The sequence below is a fragment of the Psychroserpens luteolus genome (assembly GCF_021032705.1).
In the GTDB taxonomy this organism is placed as follows: Bacteria; Bacteroidota; Bacteroidia; order Flavobacteriales; family Flavobacteriaceae; genus Psychroserpens; species Psychroserpens luteolus.
Genome location: NZ_JAHVXI010000001.1, coordinates 1265636 through 1282496, shown reverse-complemented (window position 1 = coordinate 1282496; position 16861 = coordinate 1265636). Strand labels below are relative to the sequence as shown.

The window sequence follows — 16861 nt, the reverse complement described above, 5'->3', positions numbered from 1 at the left end:
TATAAGGACTATCTAAAGCATTCACATTATTATCAGCATCAGCCATTGTCTCATGGTAGCTCACCGATAGGTTAGGATCACCGCCTGTAATCTCTATGTCCTTACTCGTTAAATCAAATACCCCAAATCCATCACTGTCTGGATCACAATACGCTAATGGCGTCGGTGTATTGGCTATTGGTGCCTGCTCGACGATCAACTCTAAGGTCGTCGTATCATAACAGCCCGTGTTGATATCCTGAACGCGTACAAATACAATCTGTCCATTGACAAGATTTGTATATGGAATGCTCAGTGGGCTCACATTAGCATCTGCATCTGCCTGAGTTAAATGATAACTCACCGAATAGTTCGCGTTATTATCTGTAATCTCAGTATTCTTTAACGTTAAATCTATACTCGTTATCCCATCTGGTGTGCCATCGTCACAAACCTCTAATGGAGTTGGATTAACTAATGCTGGAAGCGGATTAACAATTAAGTCAAAACTACCAACATTAGAACATCCAGTTGATGTATTTGTAATATTAACATATATCGTTTGTGGTGTATTTGTATTACTATAGAATGAAGCATTTAATATAGGATTAGCTCCTCCTTCAGCATCTATTTGTGATTCATGATACGATATTGTAACACCTGTCTGACCATTAATAGCCTCAGCAGCTTTTGTCGTTAAATCAAAAACTTCTACTTCATCTCCTGGAAGGTTATAATCACATAGCTCATAATTAGAAATGGCACCAACATCAGGAATAGGGTTTACAAGTAATACAAGTTCAACCGTATCAAAACAACCTGAAATATCATCTTCTAATCTTACGTAAAGTGTTTGAGTATTTGGATCTATATTAGTATAAGGACTTGGTTGCGCATTTGAACCATCATCTGCCTCTGCTTGGCTTTCGTGATACGTTACAGTAACACCTGTCTGCAAACCTAAAATTTCAGCATCCTTCGTTGTTAAATCAAACATTGCAAATCCGTCATTATTATCATCGCAAACCTCAAAAGTAGTAGGAACAATAGGAACAGGAATAGGACTAACTCTTAATTCTAATGTCGTTGTATTAAAACAACCTGCATCTACATTAGCTTCAACCCTAACGTAAATAATTTGATTAGTTGGCACCAAATTCGTATAAGGAATTGGCAAAGGGTTTACGTCATTATTAGCATCATCTTGAGAAAGGTGATACGTTACAGTTACTGTTGTTTCATCTAAAGCACCAATGACTTCGTCATCTCTTTCTGTTAACGTAAACATCGCGAATCCATCATTATTATCGTCGCACTCATCAATAGGAGTAACTGCATCGTTAATAGTTAAATCTGTAAAGACTAAATCAAAAGATGTTAAATCAAAACACTCCTGAGTATTTTCAGCAATACGAACATGTATTGTTTGTGGATTTGAAATATTAGTGTACGGACTTGGAATTGGATTTACGTTATCAATTGCTTCTTGTTCGGTAAGATGGTATGTAATTACGTAATCATTTGGATCTTGGGTTCCAAGTACATCATCATCATTGTCTGTTAGCATAAAATCACCAGTACCTGAAAAACTGCAAATTGATAAGTCTGGAGGTGTATTAGCTACTGCATTTGGCTTAAATTCTACAACTACAGAATCTGTGGCTTGGCATGATCCAGAAAAGATAACATCAACTGTATAAATTCCAGGCTCTATAACATCTAAAGTAGAAGAAGTCTCCCCTGCAATTTCAACAGCATCTTTATACCATATATGAGTCGCAGTTGGCGCTTGTGTATCTAAGGTAATGGTTTCACCTCCGCATTCCGCAGTACCTGCTGCAATTGTTATATCATCTCCTAAATCTCCACCGAGGTTAAAACTTCCTGCTTCAATAAAAACACCAGAATCTAATGCCGTATCTGAAGCATCAGCAATAACTAACTTGATTGTATAATCATTTCCAGGAGTTACAGGAGACTGTGCGGTAAAAACTGCTGTTCTCCCATCAAAACTCATTGGAGGTGAATTATTTCCTGTGTAACCACCAAAAAATTGCTCATTTATAGCAGCACAACCAGGATTTGCTGGATGAATATTTGTAACAAGAATTGGTGTATTTGTTCCTGGTAATACGGCTAAATTTGTTGTTATACCAGTTGCTTGATCTGTTAATAAAAAGGCAAAAGCATCAGAAAATGTACATTCGAAAGTTCCACCTGTACTACCATTATACTCTTCCGAAGCCATTAAAAAGTCAAAACTAATACTATCAGCTAATGGTACGAAATCAAATTGTATAATACTGGCATTATTTGAATTAATTCCCACTGCGGCATCTAATTCGGCATCACCAGGCCAGCCTCCACCACCATCACTCAATGCATTATTATTAGGCCCTCTAGCTCGACTTGCATCTCCTGAGGTTAGTATAAGACCATCGGTAAAAGGAAAGATACTGCCATCATTAGCAAAATATCCAATACCATTATCATCATTAAAATTTGTACCTGTAGACCACGTAATATTACTTACTTGGGCACAAGGACTATCAATTAAAACATCTTGAACGAGTTCTTCTACTGTAAATGTTGTTTGATCAACAACAATATTCTCACCTAAAACAAAAACGTTTATATCTCTTGAGACCGAACAACCTAAAGGATTGGTATCTGTAACTGTTAATGTAACATCATAAGATCCTGGTGCGGCAAAAATATTTGACACATTTGTTCCCGTTGCTGTATTAGTATCATCAAAATCCCATTCATATGTTGCTCCGGTTCCATCATCAGAAAATGTAGCACTACCTACAAAGTCTACTTGATCTCCAGCATTAATTAGAATAACTCCTCCACCATTGGCCTCAGGCGTCGTAGAATCTATGGATGGTGTAATTGTTTGACATGGTACTGTACATATGATTTCGGCTTCCCATCCAGTAGTTGTTCCTGCTCCATCTGAAACGAACTCAAAAGTAATACAACCACTCATGTTTAGTAGACTGGCCACAATATTACCTGGTCCAGCAACTCCCGAATAAGTACCAATAACTGGTGCCGAAGTACTATCACCATCATAAACAGTTAAAACATCGACATTTAACTGCGTACTAAAATCTGTAAAATTTATAATGAGAAATTCGCCTGCATTCTCAGGACAAATTGTTGTTACTAAAGCTTCATCACTTGAATAAGGCCCTCCAGATCCTCCCGAATCGAAAAATAAATCTGGTGCACATCTATTAAATGTACCATCTTGCATGTTTAAATCTTGACCAAACGAGATATAGGATAATAAGACAAAGAGTACGTAAAGCTTTTTCATAGCGGTTTAAAATAGTTTTACCCTTATTATAAAACTTACATGCTTCAACAAAATTAAACTGTTGAACACCATAACTATGAAAGCACCACGCCTTTTTAAAAGCAAACTGTAGTCAAGTTATTTAGGTAGAGGTTTTAATAATAAGAGCGAAATTTAGTAAAAATTAAGTAATTAGTACTTCTAATTCTTTTTAAAAATAACAGTTTAACACTTAAAAACCCTAACTGTTAATTTAAAATAACTCATTATAAAGATATTTATTTTGTAAGAATTATCCCTTCTTATTCGTTATGTTGTTATTAAAACCTGTTTTTTGAATTTTTTGTTACGTATTTTTGCAAAAATTTATGCTATGAAAAATTATTCTATTTCAATAAAAGAGACCACTAACCCAACTATATTAAAATTTGAAACCGATCAATTTATAACGCAACATGAAAGTTTTGAATTCAATAATATTGATGAAGCAAAATCTTCACCTTTAGCGCAACAACTATTTTACCTTCCTTTTGTAAAGAAAGTTTACATTTCTGGCAACTTTATCGCTATAGAACGTTATAATATTGTCGAATGGAAAGATGTTCAAGACGAAGTAGCCACTCAAATTGAAGATTACTTAAATTCAGGAGGTGCGGTTGTTACCTCTTCCGAAGCTAAAAAGAAAGTTCCTGTAACAGTTTATGCTGAAAGCACACCAAACCCTAGCGTTTTAAAATTTGTTGCAAATAAAAAGTTAGTAACGAAGTATCATGAGTTTACATCAATTGATGAAACAGCATATGCGCCTTTAGCAAATAAGCTATTCCATTTTCCTTTTGTTAAAAGTGTCTTTATGGAGGAAAATTTTGTGTCGATTACCAAATTTGATGTTGCCGATTGGAATGATATCACCATGGAACTCCGTGAGTTTATAAGATCTTACATCGAAAATGGTGAGGCTATTATTAATTCTGATGCTCCTGAAGTTAAACAAAAAAGTGACCAACATCTAGATGAACAGTATGAGCAGAAGGATGATGTTTCTAAAGAGATTATTAATATTCTAGAAGAATATGTTAAACCAGCAGTGGCAAGTGATGGAGGAAATATTGAGTTTCAGTCCTATGATCCTCAAGAAAAGAAAGTAAAAGTTATCTTACAAGGAGCTTGTAGTGGATGTCCTTCATCTACATTTACTCTTAAAAATGGAATTGAAAATATGTTAAGAGAAATGATGAAAGGTAAAGTTGAGACGGTAGAGGCAATAAACGGATAGTTTCAATTATTATTTAGTATCTTTAACATTCATATTTTTTAACAAAAAAACAAAAAAATGGCAGTATTAAAAGTAATCGAAGTCTTATCAAATTCAGATAAAAGCTGGGAAGACGCAACAAGAAAAGCAGTTAAACAAGCCTCTAAAAGCATAAAAAATATTAAATCTGTTTATGTACAAGATCAAAGTGCTATTGTCAACGATGATGAAGTTACAGAGTTTAGAGTAAACGTAAAATTGACTTTTGAAGTAAAATAAATTTATACTAATACTAGTATTCACTGTGTTGCATAGCAGCATGGCATATTTATTGTTACACAATAAAAAAAACACTTATTATGATAAAATCAATTTTTTTAACGGCAATGATCGCATTAGTGTCGTTTAGTGCTACAGCGCAAGACCCAAATAGACAAAACTTGACATCTCCAGGTTTAATCTATGCATTCGACCTTAATGATAATTCAATTATTGGAACGCCTTATATCGAAAACGATTTTATGCCAGGTAAGATTTCTGCTGACAAAGACGGAAAGTTATTTAGCTTAAGATATAATGCTTTTAGTGATGTTATGGAAATCAAAAAAGACAATAATGATATTGAGGCATTAAACAAAGATTTACTTAATGTTACAATCACATTTTCTAAGGGCAATAAAGCGTATCGCGCCTACAATTATATAGATTCTGACACAAATAATGGAAAAAGAGGCTACTTTGTTGTATTAACCGACGCCTCAATTGAAAAACCTTTATTAGCAAAAGAAATAATTTCCTTTACTGAAAAGAAAAAAGCAGCAAGTAGTTATGCCAAAACTAAGCCAGCTCAATATAAAAGAAAGAGCGATGTGTATTATACATTAAACGACAAAGGTATAGCCATAGAAATTCCGAGTAAGAAAAAGGAAATAGCAAAGACTTTTCCAAAGCATTCAAAAGAGATTTTGAGTTTTATAAAATCTAATAAAATTAAAACTTCAAAAAAAGAAGATTTAATTAAACTAGTTAATTATATTAATACACTCTAATACGATTAACTATTTAAGAAAACCCGAACATTTTAGTTTAAAACGTTCGGGTTTTTTATTAATATTATAGCTATCTAATTAAAAACGACGTTATGGATTTACAAAAATGGATTGATAAGGGTTATGAACTCATAGTAGATTTTGGTCCAAAAGTATTGGCCGCAATAGCCATTTGGATTATTGGTTCAATTATTATCAAAAGTATATTGAAAGGTATACGAAAAGTTATGGAGAAACGCGCTTATGATGAGAGTCTTAAAAAGTTTCTTTTAAACCTTTTAAGCTGGACATTAAAGATTATTCTCATCGTTGTTGTTTTAGGAACTGTAGGTATAGAAACCACATCGTTTGCTGCTATTCTAGCTGCAGCAGGTTTAGCTATTGGTCTAGCCCTTCAAGGATCACTTGCAAATTTTGCTGGAGGTGTATTAATTATGATTTTTAAACCTATAAAAATAGGAGATCTTATTGAAGCTCAAGGTGAATTAGGTGTTGTAAAAGAAATTGAAATCTTTACTACAAAACTTTTATCTCCAACAAATAAAGAGATCATTATTCCAAATGGTGCTTTATCAAATGGTAATATTGTGAATTATTCTTCTGAAGGAAAACTTCGTATTGATTTGACTTTTGGAGTTGGTTATGATTCCGATATTAAGCAAACTAAAGAGATTTTAATGAGTGTGCTTACGTCTAACCCAAAAGTTTTAAAAGACCCAGCTCCTTCTGTAAATGTTTCAGAGCTTGCTGATAGTTCAGTAAATTTTGCTGTTAGACCTTGGTCTAGTGTGGCAGATTATTGGGATGTTTATTTTGAAACTCACGAAAATGCAAAAATTGCTCTTGACGCGGCCGGTATTGAAATACCTTATCCACATGCTGTCGAAATTCAAAAACAAGGCTAAGATGATTTAGGCTTTAATGCTATAAAATCTTTAAGATAAAAAGGTTCAAAATAGGCGACATCTTCGATGTCGCTTTTTTTATACTTTTCGAAAGCCAAAGCGCTCATCTCATTAGCAGATGGTAACTTATTCTCAACAAAAACAGCGTTAGAGTGTTTGATGAGTTGTCTTGTTTTTTCAACACCGTTACCTAAAAAATGGACTTTACCTTTACTTAAATACTCTTGGAATGATTGCTCATCCAATATTTGTGCTTCAATACCTCTTACTAAATCATAAGAGCTATTAAATATAGCTGAATATACTTCTAACCGTCTTGCATCTAACATCGGGATAATTATACCTTCATTGATCGTTACTTGATGAGAAAGTGCTTCAAGTGTTGACACCGATATCAAAGGTATATCAAGCGCGTAACTTAATCCTTTAGCAGCAGAAACACCTATACGTAATCCTGTATATGACCCTGGTCCTTTACTCACGGCAATAGCGCTCAAATCGTTTTTATCTATTTGTGCAGATGCCAAAACACTATCAATAAAAACATGCAAAGATTCAGCATGTGAGTAATTGACATTATTATCTTCTTTTAAAACCAAAGTCTCTCCTTGTTTTGAAAGAGAGACTGAGCAATTTGTTGTAGATGTTTCTATACTTAGTATAATGGACATTACATAATATTTATTATTGTGATTTAGGTAGCTATCAAACTATTCTTCTTTCTCGACTTCCTCTTTCTTTTGATTAGCACCTTTCTTTTCGATCTTATCTCCAGACTTTAATGTTTTTGAAACGATGTTATAAGGTCCAGTAATGATTTCATCTCCTTCTTCTAATCCAGAAACAATTTCAATATTGGTATCATCTTGAATTCCTGTTTTTACAACTCTTAATTTAGCGATGCCTTTATTATTTACAAACACGCATTCAAATTTCTCTTCATTTTCAGGTTTAATCTCTTCTGAATCTTCAATGACTTTAAAGTCATTTTTAACTGAAGACGTATCTGTTTTGATTACTATAGAACTAATTGGTACTGCAACTGTTTTATCTCTTTTATCAGTAATGATATCAACTGTTGCTGTCATTCCTGGTCTAAACGGTGAATAGCTTTCTGGTTTACCTTCAATTAGATCTTTGTATGATTCTTCTAAAATACGAACCTTAACTCTAAAGTTTGTAACTTGATCTGCTGTTAAAGTTCCTGCTGCAGAATTTGCAATTTCTGTAACAATACCCTTAAATTCTTTCTTTAAGTAGGCATCAACTTCAACAATTGTTGAGTCACCAATTTGTACTTTCACAATATCGTTTTCATTTACATCAACTTCAACTTCCATATTATTTAGGTTGGCAACTCTCAAGATTTCTGTACCTGCCATTTGTTGAGTTCCAACAACACGTTCACCTAATTCGACATTTAATAATGAGATGGTCCCACTCATGGGTGCATAGATTGTCGTTCTACTTAAGTTGTCTTTAGCTTCATTAACAGATGCCGCTGCGCTTTGTACGCTATAATATGCAGAACCTCTTGCAGCCTGAGCTGTTTCATATGCAGCTATTGATCTATCCCAATCTGCTTTTGAAATAACACCTCTATCAAAAAGTGCTTTATTTCGGTCATAATTTGCTTTTGCTTCTCTAAGTGAAGCTTCAGCTTGATCCAAACCTGATCTCACATTTTGATATGATGCTTGAGATCTGCTTACAGCTGATTGAATTAAATCTGGATTAACTCGAACTAAAAGATCTCCTTTTTTAACTTGTTGACCTTCTTTAAAAGGCAAGTCCAATATCTCTCCCGAAACTTCACTAGATATTTTCACCTCTACCTCTGGTTGAATTTTTCCCGTAGCAGAAACAGTTTCAACTATATCTAATGATGCTACTTTTTTTACAGTAACTTCTTTAAAGTTACCTTTTTTACCAAACAGTCCCATTTTTGCTCCCGCAACAAGTGCAAGAATTAGTAATCCTATAACTGTGATAATAATTTTTGTTCTTTTGGTCATGGTTTTAAAACTTTAGTTCTGTTGCAGGAATTCCGAAGTATAATTCGAGAACCTTTAACTTAAATATATAATCGTATTTAGAACGGTTTAATTCAATTCTGGCATTATCATATCTTAATTTGGATTGGCTAAAATCAAACGCATTTGTTAATCCAACATCATAGCGTTCTTTGGCATAATCATAAGCCAGTTGCTGAGATTCTAAGGCCAATTGTGCAGCTTCATAAGATTTTAAAGCGCCTTTGGCGTCTACATAGGCCTGATACACGGTAGACTCAAGATCTAATTCTGCTTGTTCTAATTGAAACTTAGAACGTTCTAAATTGATTTTATTTCTCTTAACACTAGCTTTTGTAGCAAACCCATTAAAAATAGGAATATTTAAATTAAGTCCATACCCTATACCATCATTTTGATAAAGTTGGTCTACGAAGGGATCTGCCGACACTTCTTGTACTATTGTATTTGGAAATGTACCTACAACTGTTTGTCCAGTTGCTTCGACTACACCAATTGGTTGAGTAATTGTTGGGTTATCTGGATCTACTTGTTGTGTAAATGATGTCGTATTTGCATATCTTGTATTGTATCCAAAAAATGCAGATAGCGATGGAAGGTTTGCACCACGGGCTATTTGTAAATCTTTTTCGGCCAAGGCTACATTTTGTTCTGCTATTTTTATCTCTGAACGTGTTTCTTTAGCTTGTGCTAAAATTTCGGATACATCTTTATTTGAAATTCCAGCATCTATAATGTCATAACCTTCATCTTCAATATCAAAGTTTTCGTAGTCCTTAATTAAAAGTAATTGCGCTAAACTAATAAGAGAAATTTGAACACTGTTTTCAGCATTGATAATTGACTGTTTTTCACTAGCATCTGTCGCTTGAATCTCTAGTAAATCACCTCTTGGTAATGAACCCGCTTCTACCAATTGCTCTGTTCTTTGAATTTGCTCGTTGGTCACTTCATTTTGAGACTTTAAAACTTCTAAATTTGCTTTATTGAGTATCACTTGGAGATAACCGTTAGCAACAAAAAGCGAAATATCATCTTTCATTTTATCTAGACGATACTGGCTTGCCAATTTTGATATTTCGGCACGTTGCAATGTTCTTATATTTCTAAGTCCGTCAAATATGGTATAACCAACATTAACGCTTCCACTAGCCGATAAAAATGTGGTAGTCTGTGCATTATTAGTTACTGGGTTAAAACTAAGTCCCGTGTTTTCAGAAACTCCTGCACCAGCATTCAAACTTGGTAAAAAATTACCCTTTGCTGTGAGCATTTCTATATCTGCAGATTCTAAATCTAGTTCACTTTGTTTAACCGAAATATTATTTTCTAATGCATATTGTACGCATTCTATTAAAGTCCATTTTTTATTTTGGGCTTGAAGGCTGATTGTTATTAAAACAATAAGTATACTGACTGTTTTTTTCATAATTATCTATATGTCTCTATAAATATTAAAGTGTTACATTAAATGTTAAAATTATTATTGATTGAATTCAGGAACGCTTTGAATTTGATTCCAGACCTTAATCTTATCCTCTTTTGTTATCCCATTCTTAATCTCAACAAAGATACCATCACTCACACCCAACTCCACATCTTTCCTTTCAAATTTTTGATCACCAACCTCAACTTCTACATAAGGTGCTTTTGTTTTAGGATCGAATCTTAATAATGCCTCTTTTACTGCAAGAACACTATCGACTTTGGCTAAAATTATTGATGCATTGGCACTCAATCCTGCTCTAATAAAAGTACTATCATTCTTTTTTAAGGACCCTTTTATTTCAAACTGAATGGCTCCGTTTTCATTAATTCCTTTAGGTGCAATATAATCTAAAACAGCATCAAATTTCTTATTTTCAATAGCTCCAACTGTAATTTCTAATGGTAAATTCTCTTTTATTCTTCCAACTTCAGATTCATCAACTTTTCCTTCAAAAATCATATCATCTACATTTGCCATAGACGCTATGGTGGTTCCATCATTAAAATTATTTGCTTCAATTACTTGATTTCCTGTTTTCACTGGCACGTCCAGAACCATTCCAGAAACAGTAGCTCTAATTTGGGTTTGAGCTACATTACCTAAACCAGATGTTGTTCCTGTTTTTATGATGTCATAATTTTGTCGAGACGAATTGACATTAATTTTTGCTTGTTCAACACTCTGCTTTGTTTGTAAATACGTATTTTTTATAGACTCAAAGTCATTTGCAGAAATAACACCTTTGTCAAAAAGTGCTTTCTGTCTATCGTAATTTGCTTGCTGAGTTTGTAAGTTAATTTTTGCTGTTTGCAATGCTGTTTGATTAGTAGCAATAGAGTTTTTAGCACTTGTAAGTGACGACACATTTGGCACAACTTTAATTTTAGCTATGAGGTCTCCAGCTTTAATCACATCACCTGCTTCAATGTAAATTTCTTCAATAATTCCAGAAATATTGGGCTTTATTAAAATTTCATCTTTAGGAACAATACTTCCTGTAGCTACAGTTTTCTTAACTATAGTTTTTGTAGACGCCGTTTCAGTACTGTAGACAACTGGATCTTCGGCATTTTTCTGATATAAATAATATAACGATCCTCCAAAAAGGATAGCAATAATTATTAAGATGATGATTGTAACAGATTTTTTCATTTTTTACTTCTGATTGATATTTGATGGTTAATTATTCAGTTCTTAGTGCATCTACTGGTTTTACTCTAATCGCATTTTGAGCCGGAATAAATCCAGCCAACAATCCAGATATAATAAGTATTGTTAATGCAATTAGTATTACTGTAAGATCTACACTTGGGTTAGCAAACATATCTACAGGGCCATTAGCATCTAAAAGAGCGTTAAGTCCGTATATGGTTAATGATCCAAAAATAATCCCCACCATTCCTGATAGGATCGTCAAAAAAATAGACTCTAAAAGTATTTGACCTCTTATAGACCATGGAGAAGCTCCTAGTGCTCTTCGTATTCCTATTTCTTTGGTCCGTTCTTTGACCACAATAAGCATGATATTACTAATTCCTATTATACCAGATAGCAATACAAGAATGCCTACTACATAAGCCACTAAGCGCAGTGCGGTAAACAAGCCTTCAATTTTACTGTATTCTTCATACACATCCCAATGACCGATAGCACGCTTATCGTCTGGATGAATGGTATGTCTTTGTCTAACGACATCAAAGATTTGCTCTTTCAAACCAGTTATTGGTACATTATCTTCAGCAGTAATCATCATCCAACCAACACGATCTCCCCTATTAAAAGCTTGCGAAAATGCTGTAAAAGGGACAAAAATTTGCTTTTGACCTTCTTCGGCGTCACCTCCAGTTTGCTTTGTTTTATAGACACCAATAACCGAAAAATTAACACCGCTAATTTTAACATAACTGCCTAAAATCTCTTCGCCATTATCATATAGTTCTTTAGCAACCGAAAGTCCTATAACCGCTACTTTGCGTTTTTCATTAATATCATTATAGTTTATAAATCGCCCTTGTGTAATATCCATAGGTTGCTGCTGGATAACTTCAGGATAATCTCCATATACATTATAAGCACCTGTTTTCAATCCTCTCACCACATTATTGGCACCTCCCCAACCACCAAGTTGATTTCTAGGTGATACGATTTTAAGATTAGGCACTTTGTCTTTTATTGCCGCAACATCATCAATTTTATAAGTAAATCGCCTTCCTTTAGGTAATCCTTTGTAAGGTTTAGAAATAGTTTGGGCCCACATATTCATTGTATTTGTCGCTCTGCCACTAAAATCTAACTTCACACCATTCTCCAAACCTTTACCTGCAGCCAAGAGTACGATGAGTATGAAAATCCCCCAAAACACACCAAAAGCTGTCAATATGGTTCTAAACATATTGCTAGTTAAGGCTTCTAATATTTCGTTCCAACGATCTCTACTAAACATCTTATTCGTCTCTTAATGCTTCTATTGGCTTTATTTTTACAGCTCTCCATGCAGGAAAAAAACCTGCTATTGCGCCTGCTAATATGAGGATTATTACTGTTGACAAAGCAACATTGAAATTTACTGATGGGTTAATCACGTAAGGTATCTCTAAATAGGGTCCAAAAATTTCTAGAAGTCCCATACTTACTATTAGTCCGGTAAACCCTGCAATGGCTGTCACAAAAATTGCTTCATGCAATATCATACCAATTATAGACCAAGGCTGAGCACCTATAGCTTTTCTAATTCCTATTTCTCGAGTGCGCTCTTTGACTATAATTAACATAATATTACTAACGCCAACTACACCAGCAATGATGGTACAAATACCAACAAACCAAAAGAAGAACTTAATATTACCTATTAACCCAAAGTAACGTTGTGACGCTTCTAAGGTATTGAATGTTCCAATGGCACTCATATCATCTGGAGCTATAGTATGAACTTGCTTAAGGTATTGTTGCATTTCTTCTACAAATTGTTCTGAAGCCTCAAGTGTTTCATCAAACGTCGCTTTTGGTTTTAGCGTAAATGACAAGTTTCTTATTCTATTAGCACCATTAAACACGCGTTGTGCTGTACTAATTGGTGTAAAGATTCTTGATTCTTCTCGATCGCCACCTGGATCAGTATAAACACCTATAACCTTAAAATTAATACCGTTTATTTGAATCTGTTGATCAATTGGATCTTCTTCGTTTTTAAAAATTTCTTGTTTAACCTTATTGCCAATGACAACAACTTTCTCGAAACCATCTTGATCCATATAATTAACAAATCTTCCTTGAGTAATTCCAGCATTTTCAATAAACTGAAAATCTGGTAATACACCTTCAATTCTATAACTACCTGATTCGGTTTTATAATTCACTGCGCCTTGCCAAATTCTATAAATTGCTGATTTATATTCAAGGTCGTCTTCATATTTTTTTGCGAGATATTCATAATTTTCATTCTCCATTTGAATATAACGTCCAGGGTTCAAACCTTTATATTCTTTTGAAGTCACTTCTGTCCAAACATGAATCCTGTTAGATGCATCATCTTCAAATTCTTTTTTGATACCATTAGCCATACCTTCCCCAAAGCCTAGTAGAATAACAAGAATAAAAATCCCAGAAGCTACAGAGAGTCCTGTCAAGAATGTTCGTAGTTTATTCTTGCTTAAGGTTTCAAATATTTCCTGCCAACGCTCTATATTAAACATATTCTGATGCTCTTACCTGTTGCACTTTTTTATCATCTATAATTAATCCATCTTTAAGATTAACAATACGTTTTGTCATTTGAGCAATATCATGCTCATGTGTCACTACCAAGATTGTTTTACCCTCGTCATTAATTCCTTGAATGAGCTCCATAACTTCGTATGATGTTTTTGTATCGAGAGCTCCAGTAGGTTCATCGGCCATAAGAACTTTAGGGTCACTGGCTAGAGCTCTAGCAATAGCGACACGTTGTTTCTGTCCTCCAGACAGTTCGCTTGGTAAGTGATGTGACCAATCTGCTAACCCAACTTTTTCAAGATAGTGCATGGCTGTATCATTGCGCTCTTTGCGTTTGACACCTTTATAATATAGAGGCATTGCCACATTATCTAATGCGCTTTTATAATTGATAAGATTGAATGATTGAAAAATAAATCCGAGAAATTCATTTCTGTATTTAGCTGCTATTTTCTCGTTTAGATTTTTAATAGGAACATTATCTAGGATATATTGACCTTGATCTGCTTCATCTAACATTCCTAAAATATTAAGCAGTGTAGATTTTCCCGATCCAGACGAACCCATTATAGATACAAGTTCTCCTTCTTTAACATCAAAGTTAATCCCCTTTAAAACATGAAGCGAATTGCTTCCCATGTGATAAGATTTATGCAAATCTTTGATTTGAATCATAATATGGATGGTTAATTCTAACAAAATTAAGTAAATCCCGATAGGGTTTATGCTAACTAATTGTTAAGAAATATATTTTGATTGATATTTAAATGACGACCAAATCCTAAATATGTTACAGTAAATACCTGTATTTTATTCGGTTTCTTTCTTTTTACGAAAAAAGTTCCAGTAAATTAAAAACCCAACTCCTGCTACTAATAAGTAAGGAATCGTCATTAGATACATAATTCCGTCATTAACACCTTCGGCTGTAGTTTGCCCTTCTTCACTTTCTAAGACTGCACGACACATCGCACATTGCGCATTTGACCAAAACGAAATTAGCAAAAATAAAATAGTAAAAACAACTTGTTTTTTCATGATTTAAGCATAGTATGGAGAAATCATTATATATACCACAACGCCAGTTATGGCAACATATAACCAAATTGGAAATGTAATACGTGCTATCTTTTTATGGCGTTCAAAATTGTTTGTAATAGCTCTTACATAAGTGATAAGGACAAATGGAATGACCACAATAGATAATACAATATGAGAAATCAAGATGGCATAATAAAAATATTTGATTGCACCTTCTCCTCCAAATTCGGTAGAATCACTCGTCATATGATATGCAACATACATTGCCAAAAATACTACAGACAACATAATTGCAAACTTCATTAACTTTTCATGAAGCTTTTGCTTTTTGTTTTTAATGGCCCAAAATGCAATACTTAAAACAAGAGCCGTTAGTGCATTAATTGTGGCATAGATAGGAGGCAAAAAGGTAAGTGGTTCTACATCAAAACCTAATCTGCGTAAATTAATTCCGAATAGACCTGCGACAACAAGCGGAATTGCAATAGACAAGATTACGATCCATTTATTGTACTTTTTTTCTTCGGAAGGATTTTCAAGAGTACTCATAGGGTTAATCTTCTTTTAAAAGTTTAGCAATATCTTCCTTAAGTAAACTTATTTCTTCAGTCTCTCCGTCTTCATCTACTTTCTCTTCTTCACTTATAATACCTTTGTAGTAAATTTTTGGATTCCCAAAATCATCTTTCCTCGAGCGCATAAATCCATTTTTATCAATAAGTGCAAAGTTTCCTGAGTGTTCAAAACCACCTTCAACATTTGGGTTTTCGCCTGCATAGATGTTGAAACCAATATTTGCTAATGCATAGATCGCTTCTTGATCACCTGTCATTAAGTGCCAGTTTGGATTCGTAATTCCGTAATTATCAGCATAAGATTTTAAAACTTCTTGAGTATCAAAATCTGGATTGATGGTAAATGAAGCCACGCCAAAATCCTCAAAATCAGCAAATGTATTTTGTATCTGAACCAAGTTTCTATTCATACGCGGACAAATAGTTGGGCACGTGGTAAAGAAAAATTCTACGACATATACTTTCCCTTCATAATCTTTATTAGTAATGGTTTTTCCTTCGTGATTTGTAAACGAAAATGGTGGTACTTTTTTAGCTTCTCCATTAATTTCTAAAAACAGAAGGTCTGATATATAACCTTCAGCGTCGGTTGATACATCTTTAGTTCTACTTTCTGTTCTGGTTACATCACCACCTTTTATTCTATCCACGATTCTTGGAACAAATATGATTCCGAAGACTAATAAAATAAAGGCAATGCCTATGTAAGAGTAATTTGTTTTTTTAGCACTCATATACCACTATTTTCTTTGTTTGTTTTTATATCTTCTTTTCGTCTTGTTGACGAATCAAACTTTCCTTTTCTTTTTTGGCGATATTCGGTGAATAGAATCCTGAGGTCATCACTCATTTTATTTTTCACCTCAGCCACTTCAATACAATCGTAAGAGTAAAGTGGATAAATCGCTTCTTTACGTTCTATCTCTTTATCTTCTCTATCGTCTAATCTGCCACGTTGTTTTAAATCTTTATCTACAATAAACACATGATCTGTAAATAGATTTTCATCAAGTGCCTCTTCGGTTTTCATACTACCAAATAAGGTTTTAATATCATTTGGTTGCCCAAAGACATAATGCCAAAAACGCATGTCGTCGTAATTATTAATCTCCTTATGCAATTGCTTAGCTCTTTCTTCAGACCCCTTTGGTAATACAATAACGATTTGAAATTTTTTAAATCCCTTAAATTTGTCATATACTAGTTCCTTTAGATTAGAAGCAGCAATAACGTTCTTTACAGGATCATTTCCGAGGAAACCTAAAACAGTGATATGATCTTCAAGTAAAACATCATCTTCTGTACTTGAAGAAAATAATTGCAGATCTGAAACATGTTCATCTACAATTTCTAAGGGATCATAGTTATGTGTCGAAGGGTATAACATTAACAAAAATCCTACTGGTAGAAAAAATAAAATCCCTAATACCACATTTCGTTTTACATTCTTCTTTTCCATCTGCTAATGACTACAATTTTATACGATTATAGTTCAATTTTTAATCGCTTATTTGATATTG

General features: G+C 33.8%; 16 protein-coding genes. 4 read left to right on the top strand and 12 right to left on the bottom strand.

Annotated elements, in window-relative coordinates; translation table 11 throughout:
• Positions 1-3304, bottom strand: a 3304-nt coding sequence (locus KWG70_RS05655; RefSeq protein WP_230935006.1) for a choice-of-anchor L domain-containing protein, incomplete at its 3' end; no start/stop codon positions are given.
• A gap of 352 nt (positions 3305-3656) precedes the next feature.
• On the opposite strand from KWG70_RS05655, the gene KWG70_RS05650 reads away from it, so the two are divergent.
• From KWG70_RS05650 to KWG70_RS05635, 4 genes are all read left to right on the top strand, one after another.
• Complete coding sequence (locus tag KWG70_RS05650; RefSeq protein WP_230935005.1) at positions 3657-4559, top strand: NifU family protein; 903 nt, start codon at positions 3657-3659, stop codon at positions 4557-4559.
• A gap of 57 nt (positions 4560-4616) precedes the next feature.
• Positions 4617-4817, top strand: a complete 201-nt coding sequence (locus tag KWG70_RS05645) for a dodecin family protein (RefSeq protein WP_230935004.1) — start codon at positions 4617-4619, stop codon at positions 4815-4817.
• An 80-nt stretch (positions 4818-4897) separates the two neighbouring features.
• Positions 4898-5587, top strand: coding sequence for a hypothetical protein (locus KWG70_RS05640; RefSeq protein ID WP_230935003.1), 690 nt, complete (start codon positions 4898-4900; stop codon positions 5585-5587).
• 92 nt (positions 5588-5679) lie between these two features.
• Positions 5680-6492 carry a mechanosensitive ion channel family protein gene (locus KWG70_RS05635; RefSeq protein ID WP_230935002.1) on the top strand — a complete coding sequence of 271 codons (813 nt, stop codon included), beginning with the start codon at positions 5680-5682 and terminating at the stop codon, positions 6490-6492.
• On the opposite strand, the gene tsaB is transcribed toward KWG70_RS05635, so the two are convergent.
• The 11 genes from tsaB to KWG70_RS05580 form a co-directional block, all read right to left on the bottom strand.
• Positions 6489-7163: a tRNA (adenosine(37)-N6)-threonylcarbamoyltransferase complex dimerization subunit type 1 TsaB gene (gene tsaB, locus KWG70_RS05630; protein ID WP_230935001.1), complete on the bottom strand. Its 675-nt coding sequence runs from the start codon at positions 7161-7163 to the stop codon at positions 6489-6491. The genes KWG70_RS05635 and tsaB overlap by 4 nt on opposite strands.
• Before the next feature lie 39 nt (positions 7164-7202).
• Positions 7203-8507, bottom strand: coding sequence for an efflux RND transporter periplasmic adaptor subunit (locus KWG70_RS05625; RefSeq protein ID WP_230935000.1), 1305 nt, complete (start codon positions 8505-8507; stop codon positions 7203-7205).
• A gap of 4 nt (positions 8508-8511) precedes the next feature.
• Positions 8512-9954 (bottom strand): TolC family protein, encoded by a 1443-nt coding sequence (locus tag KWG70_RS05620; RefSeq protein ID WP_230934999.1) that lies wholly within the window; start codon positions 9952-9954, stop codon positions 8512-8514.
• A gap of 54 nt (positions 9955-10008) precedes the next feature.
• Positions 10009-11166 (bottom strand): efflux RND transporter periplasmic adaptor subunit, encoded by a 1158-nt coding sequence (locus KWG70_RS05615; protein WP_230934998.1) that lies wholly within the window; start codon positions 11164-11166, stop codon positions 10009-10011.
• A 31-nt stretch (positions 11167-11197) separates the two neighbouring features.
• On the bottom strand, positions 11198-12457 hold the full coding sequence (locus KWG70_RS05610) for an ABC transporter permease (RefSeq protein ID WP_230934997.1): 1260 nt from the start codon (positions 12455-12457) through the stop codon (positions 11198-11200).
• 1 nt (position 12458) lies between these two features.
• Positions 12459-13706 (bottom strand): ABC transporter permease, encoded by a 1248-nt coding sequence (locus KWG70_RS05605; RefSeq protein ID WP_230934996.1) that lies wholly within the window; start codon positions 13704-13706, stop codon positions 12459-12461.
• On the bottom strand, positions 13699-14400 hold the full coding sequence (locus KWG70_RS05600; protein WP_230934995.1) for an ABC transporter ATP-binding protein: 702 nt from the start codon (positions 14398-14400) through the stop codon (positions 13699-13701). Before KWG70_RS05600 ends, KWG70_RS05605 begins: the two co-directional genes overlap by 8 nt.
• A 135-nt stretch (positions 14401-14535) precedes the next feature.
• The gene (locus KWG70_RS05595) at positions 14536-14763 is read right to left on the bottom strand and encodes a hypothetical protein (RefSeq protein ID WP_230934994.1); all 228 of its coding nucleotides are present in this window, start codon (positions 14761-14763) and stop codon (positions 14536-14538) included.
• Positions 14764-14766: 3 nt separating this feature from the next.
• Positions 14767-15315: a DUF420 domain-containing protein gene (locus KWG70_RS05590; protein WP_230934993.1), complete on the bottom strand. Its 549-nt coding sequence runs from the start codon at positions 15313-15315 to the stop codon at positions 14767-14769.
• Positions 15316-15319: 4 nt separating this feature from the next.
• Complete coding sequence (locus KWG70_RS05585; protein WP_230934992.1) at positions 15320-16075, bottom strand: SCO family protein; 756 nt, start codon at positions 16073-16075, stop codon at positions 15320-15322.
• Positions 16072-16800: a hypothetical protein gene (locus tag KWG70_RS05580; protein ID WP_230934991.1), complete on the bottom strand. Its 729-nt coding sequence runs from the start codon at positions 16798-16800 to the stop codon at positions 16072-16074. The genes KWG70_RS05585 and KWG70_RS05580 overlap by 4 nt, the downstream gene beginning before the upstream one ends.
• Positions 16801-16861: the final 61 nt, after the last annotated feature.

Bases quoted from the DNA above. Each gene is read 5' to 3' on its own strand.
- KWG70_RS05600 (WP_230934995.1), bottom strand. From the start codon at position 14,400: ATGATTCAAATCAAAGATTTGCATAAATCTTATCACATGGGAAGCAAT.
- KWG70_RS05610 (WP_230934997.1), bottom strand. From the start codon at position 12,457: ATGTTTAGTAGAGATCGTTGGAACGAAATATTAGAAGCCTTAACTAGC.
- KWG70_RS05605 (WP_230934996.1), bottom strand. From the start codon at position 13,706: ATGTTTAATATAGAGCGTTGGCAGGAAATATTTGAAACCTTAAGCAAG.
- KWG70_RS05620 (WP_230934999.1), bottom strand. From the start codon at position 9,954: ATGAAAAAAACAGTCAGTATACTTATTGTTTTAATAACAATCAGCCTT.
- KWG70_RS05625 (WP_230935000.1), bottom strand. From the start codon at position 8,507: ATGACCAAAAGAACAAAAATTATTATCACAGTTATAGGATTACTAATT.
- KWG70_RS05650 (WP_230935005.1), top strand. From the start codon at position 3,657: ATGAAAAATTATTCTATTTCAATAAAAGAGACCACTAACCCAACTATA.
- KWG70_RS05640 (WP_230935003.1), top strand. From the start codon at position 4,898: ATGATAAAATCAATTTTTTTAACGGCAATGATCGCATTAGTGTCGTTT.
- KWG70_RS05595 (WP_230934994.1), bottom strand. From the start codon at position 14,763: ATGAAAAAACAAGTTGTTTTTACTATTTTATTTTTGCTAATTTCGTTT.
- KWG70_RS05580 (WP_230934991.1), bottom strand. From the start codon at position 16,800: ATGGAAAAGAAGAATGTAAAACGAAATGTGGTATTAGGGATTTTATTT.
- KWG70_RS05585 (WP_230934992.1), bottom strand. From the start codon at position 16,075: ATGAGTGCTAAAAAAACAAATTACTCTTACATAGGCATTGCCTTTATT.
- KWG70_RS05635 (WP_230935002.1), top strand. From the start codon at position 5,680: ATGGATTTACAAAAATGGATTGATAAGGGTTATGAACTCATAGTAGAT.
- tsaB (WP_230935001.1), bottom strand. From the start codon at position 7,163: ATGTCCATTATACTAAGTATAGAAACATCTACAACAAATTGCTCAGTC.
- KWG70_RS05590 (WP_230934993.1), bottom strand. From the start codon at position 15,315: ATGAGTACTCTTGAAAATCCTTCCGAAGAAAAAAAGTACAATAAATGG.
- KWG70_RS05645 (WP_230935004.1), top strand. From the start codon at position 4,617: ATGGCAGTATTAAAAGTAATCGAAGTCTTATCAAATTCAGATAAAAGC.
- KWG70_RS05615 (WP_230934998.1), bottom strand. From the start codon at position 11,166: ATGAAAAAATCTGTTACAATCATCATCTTAATAATTATTGCTATCCTT.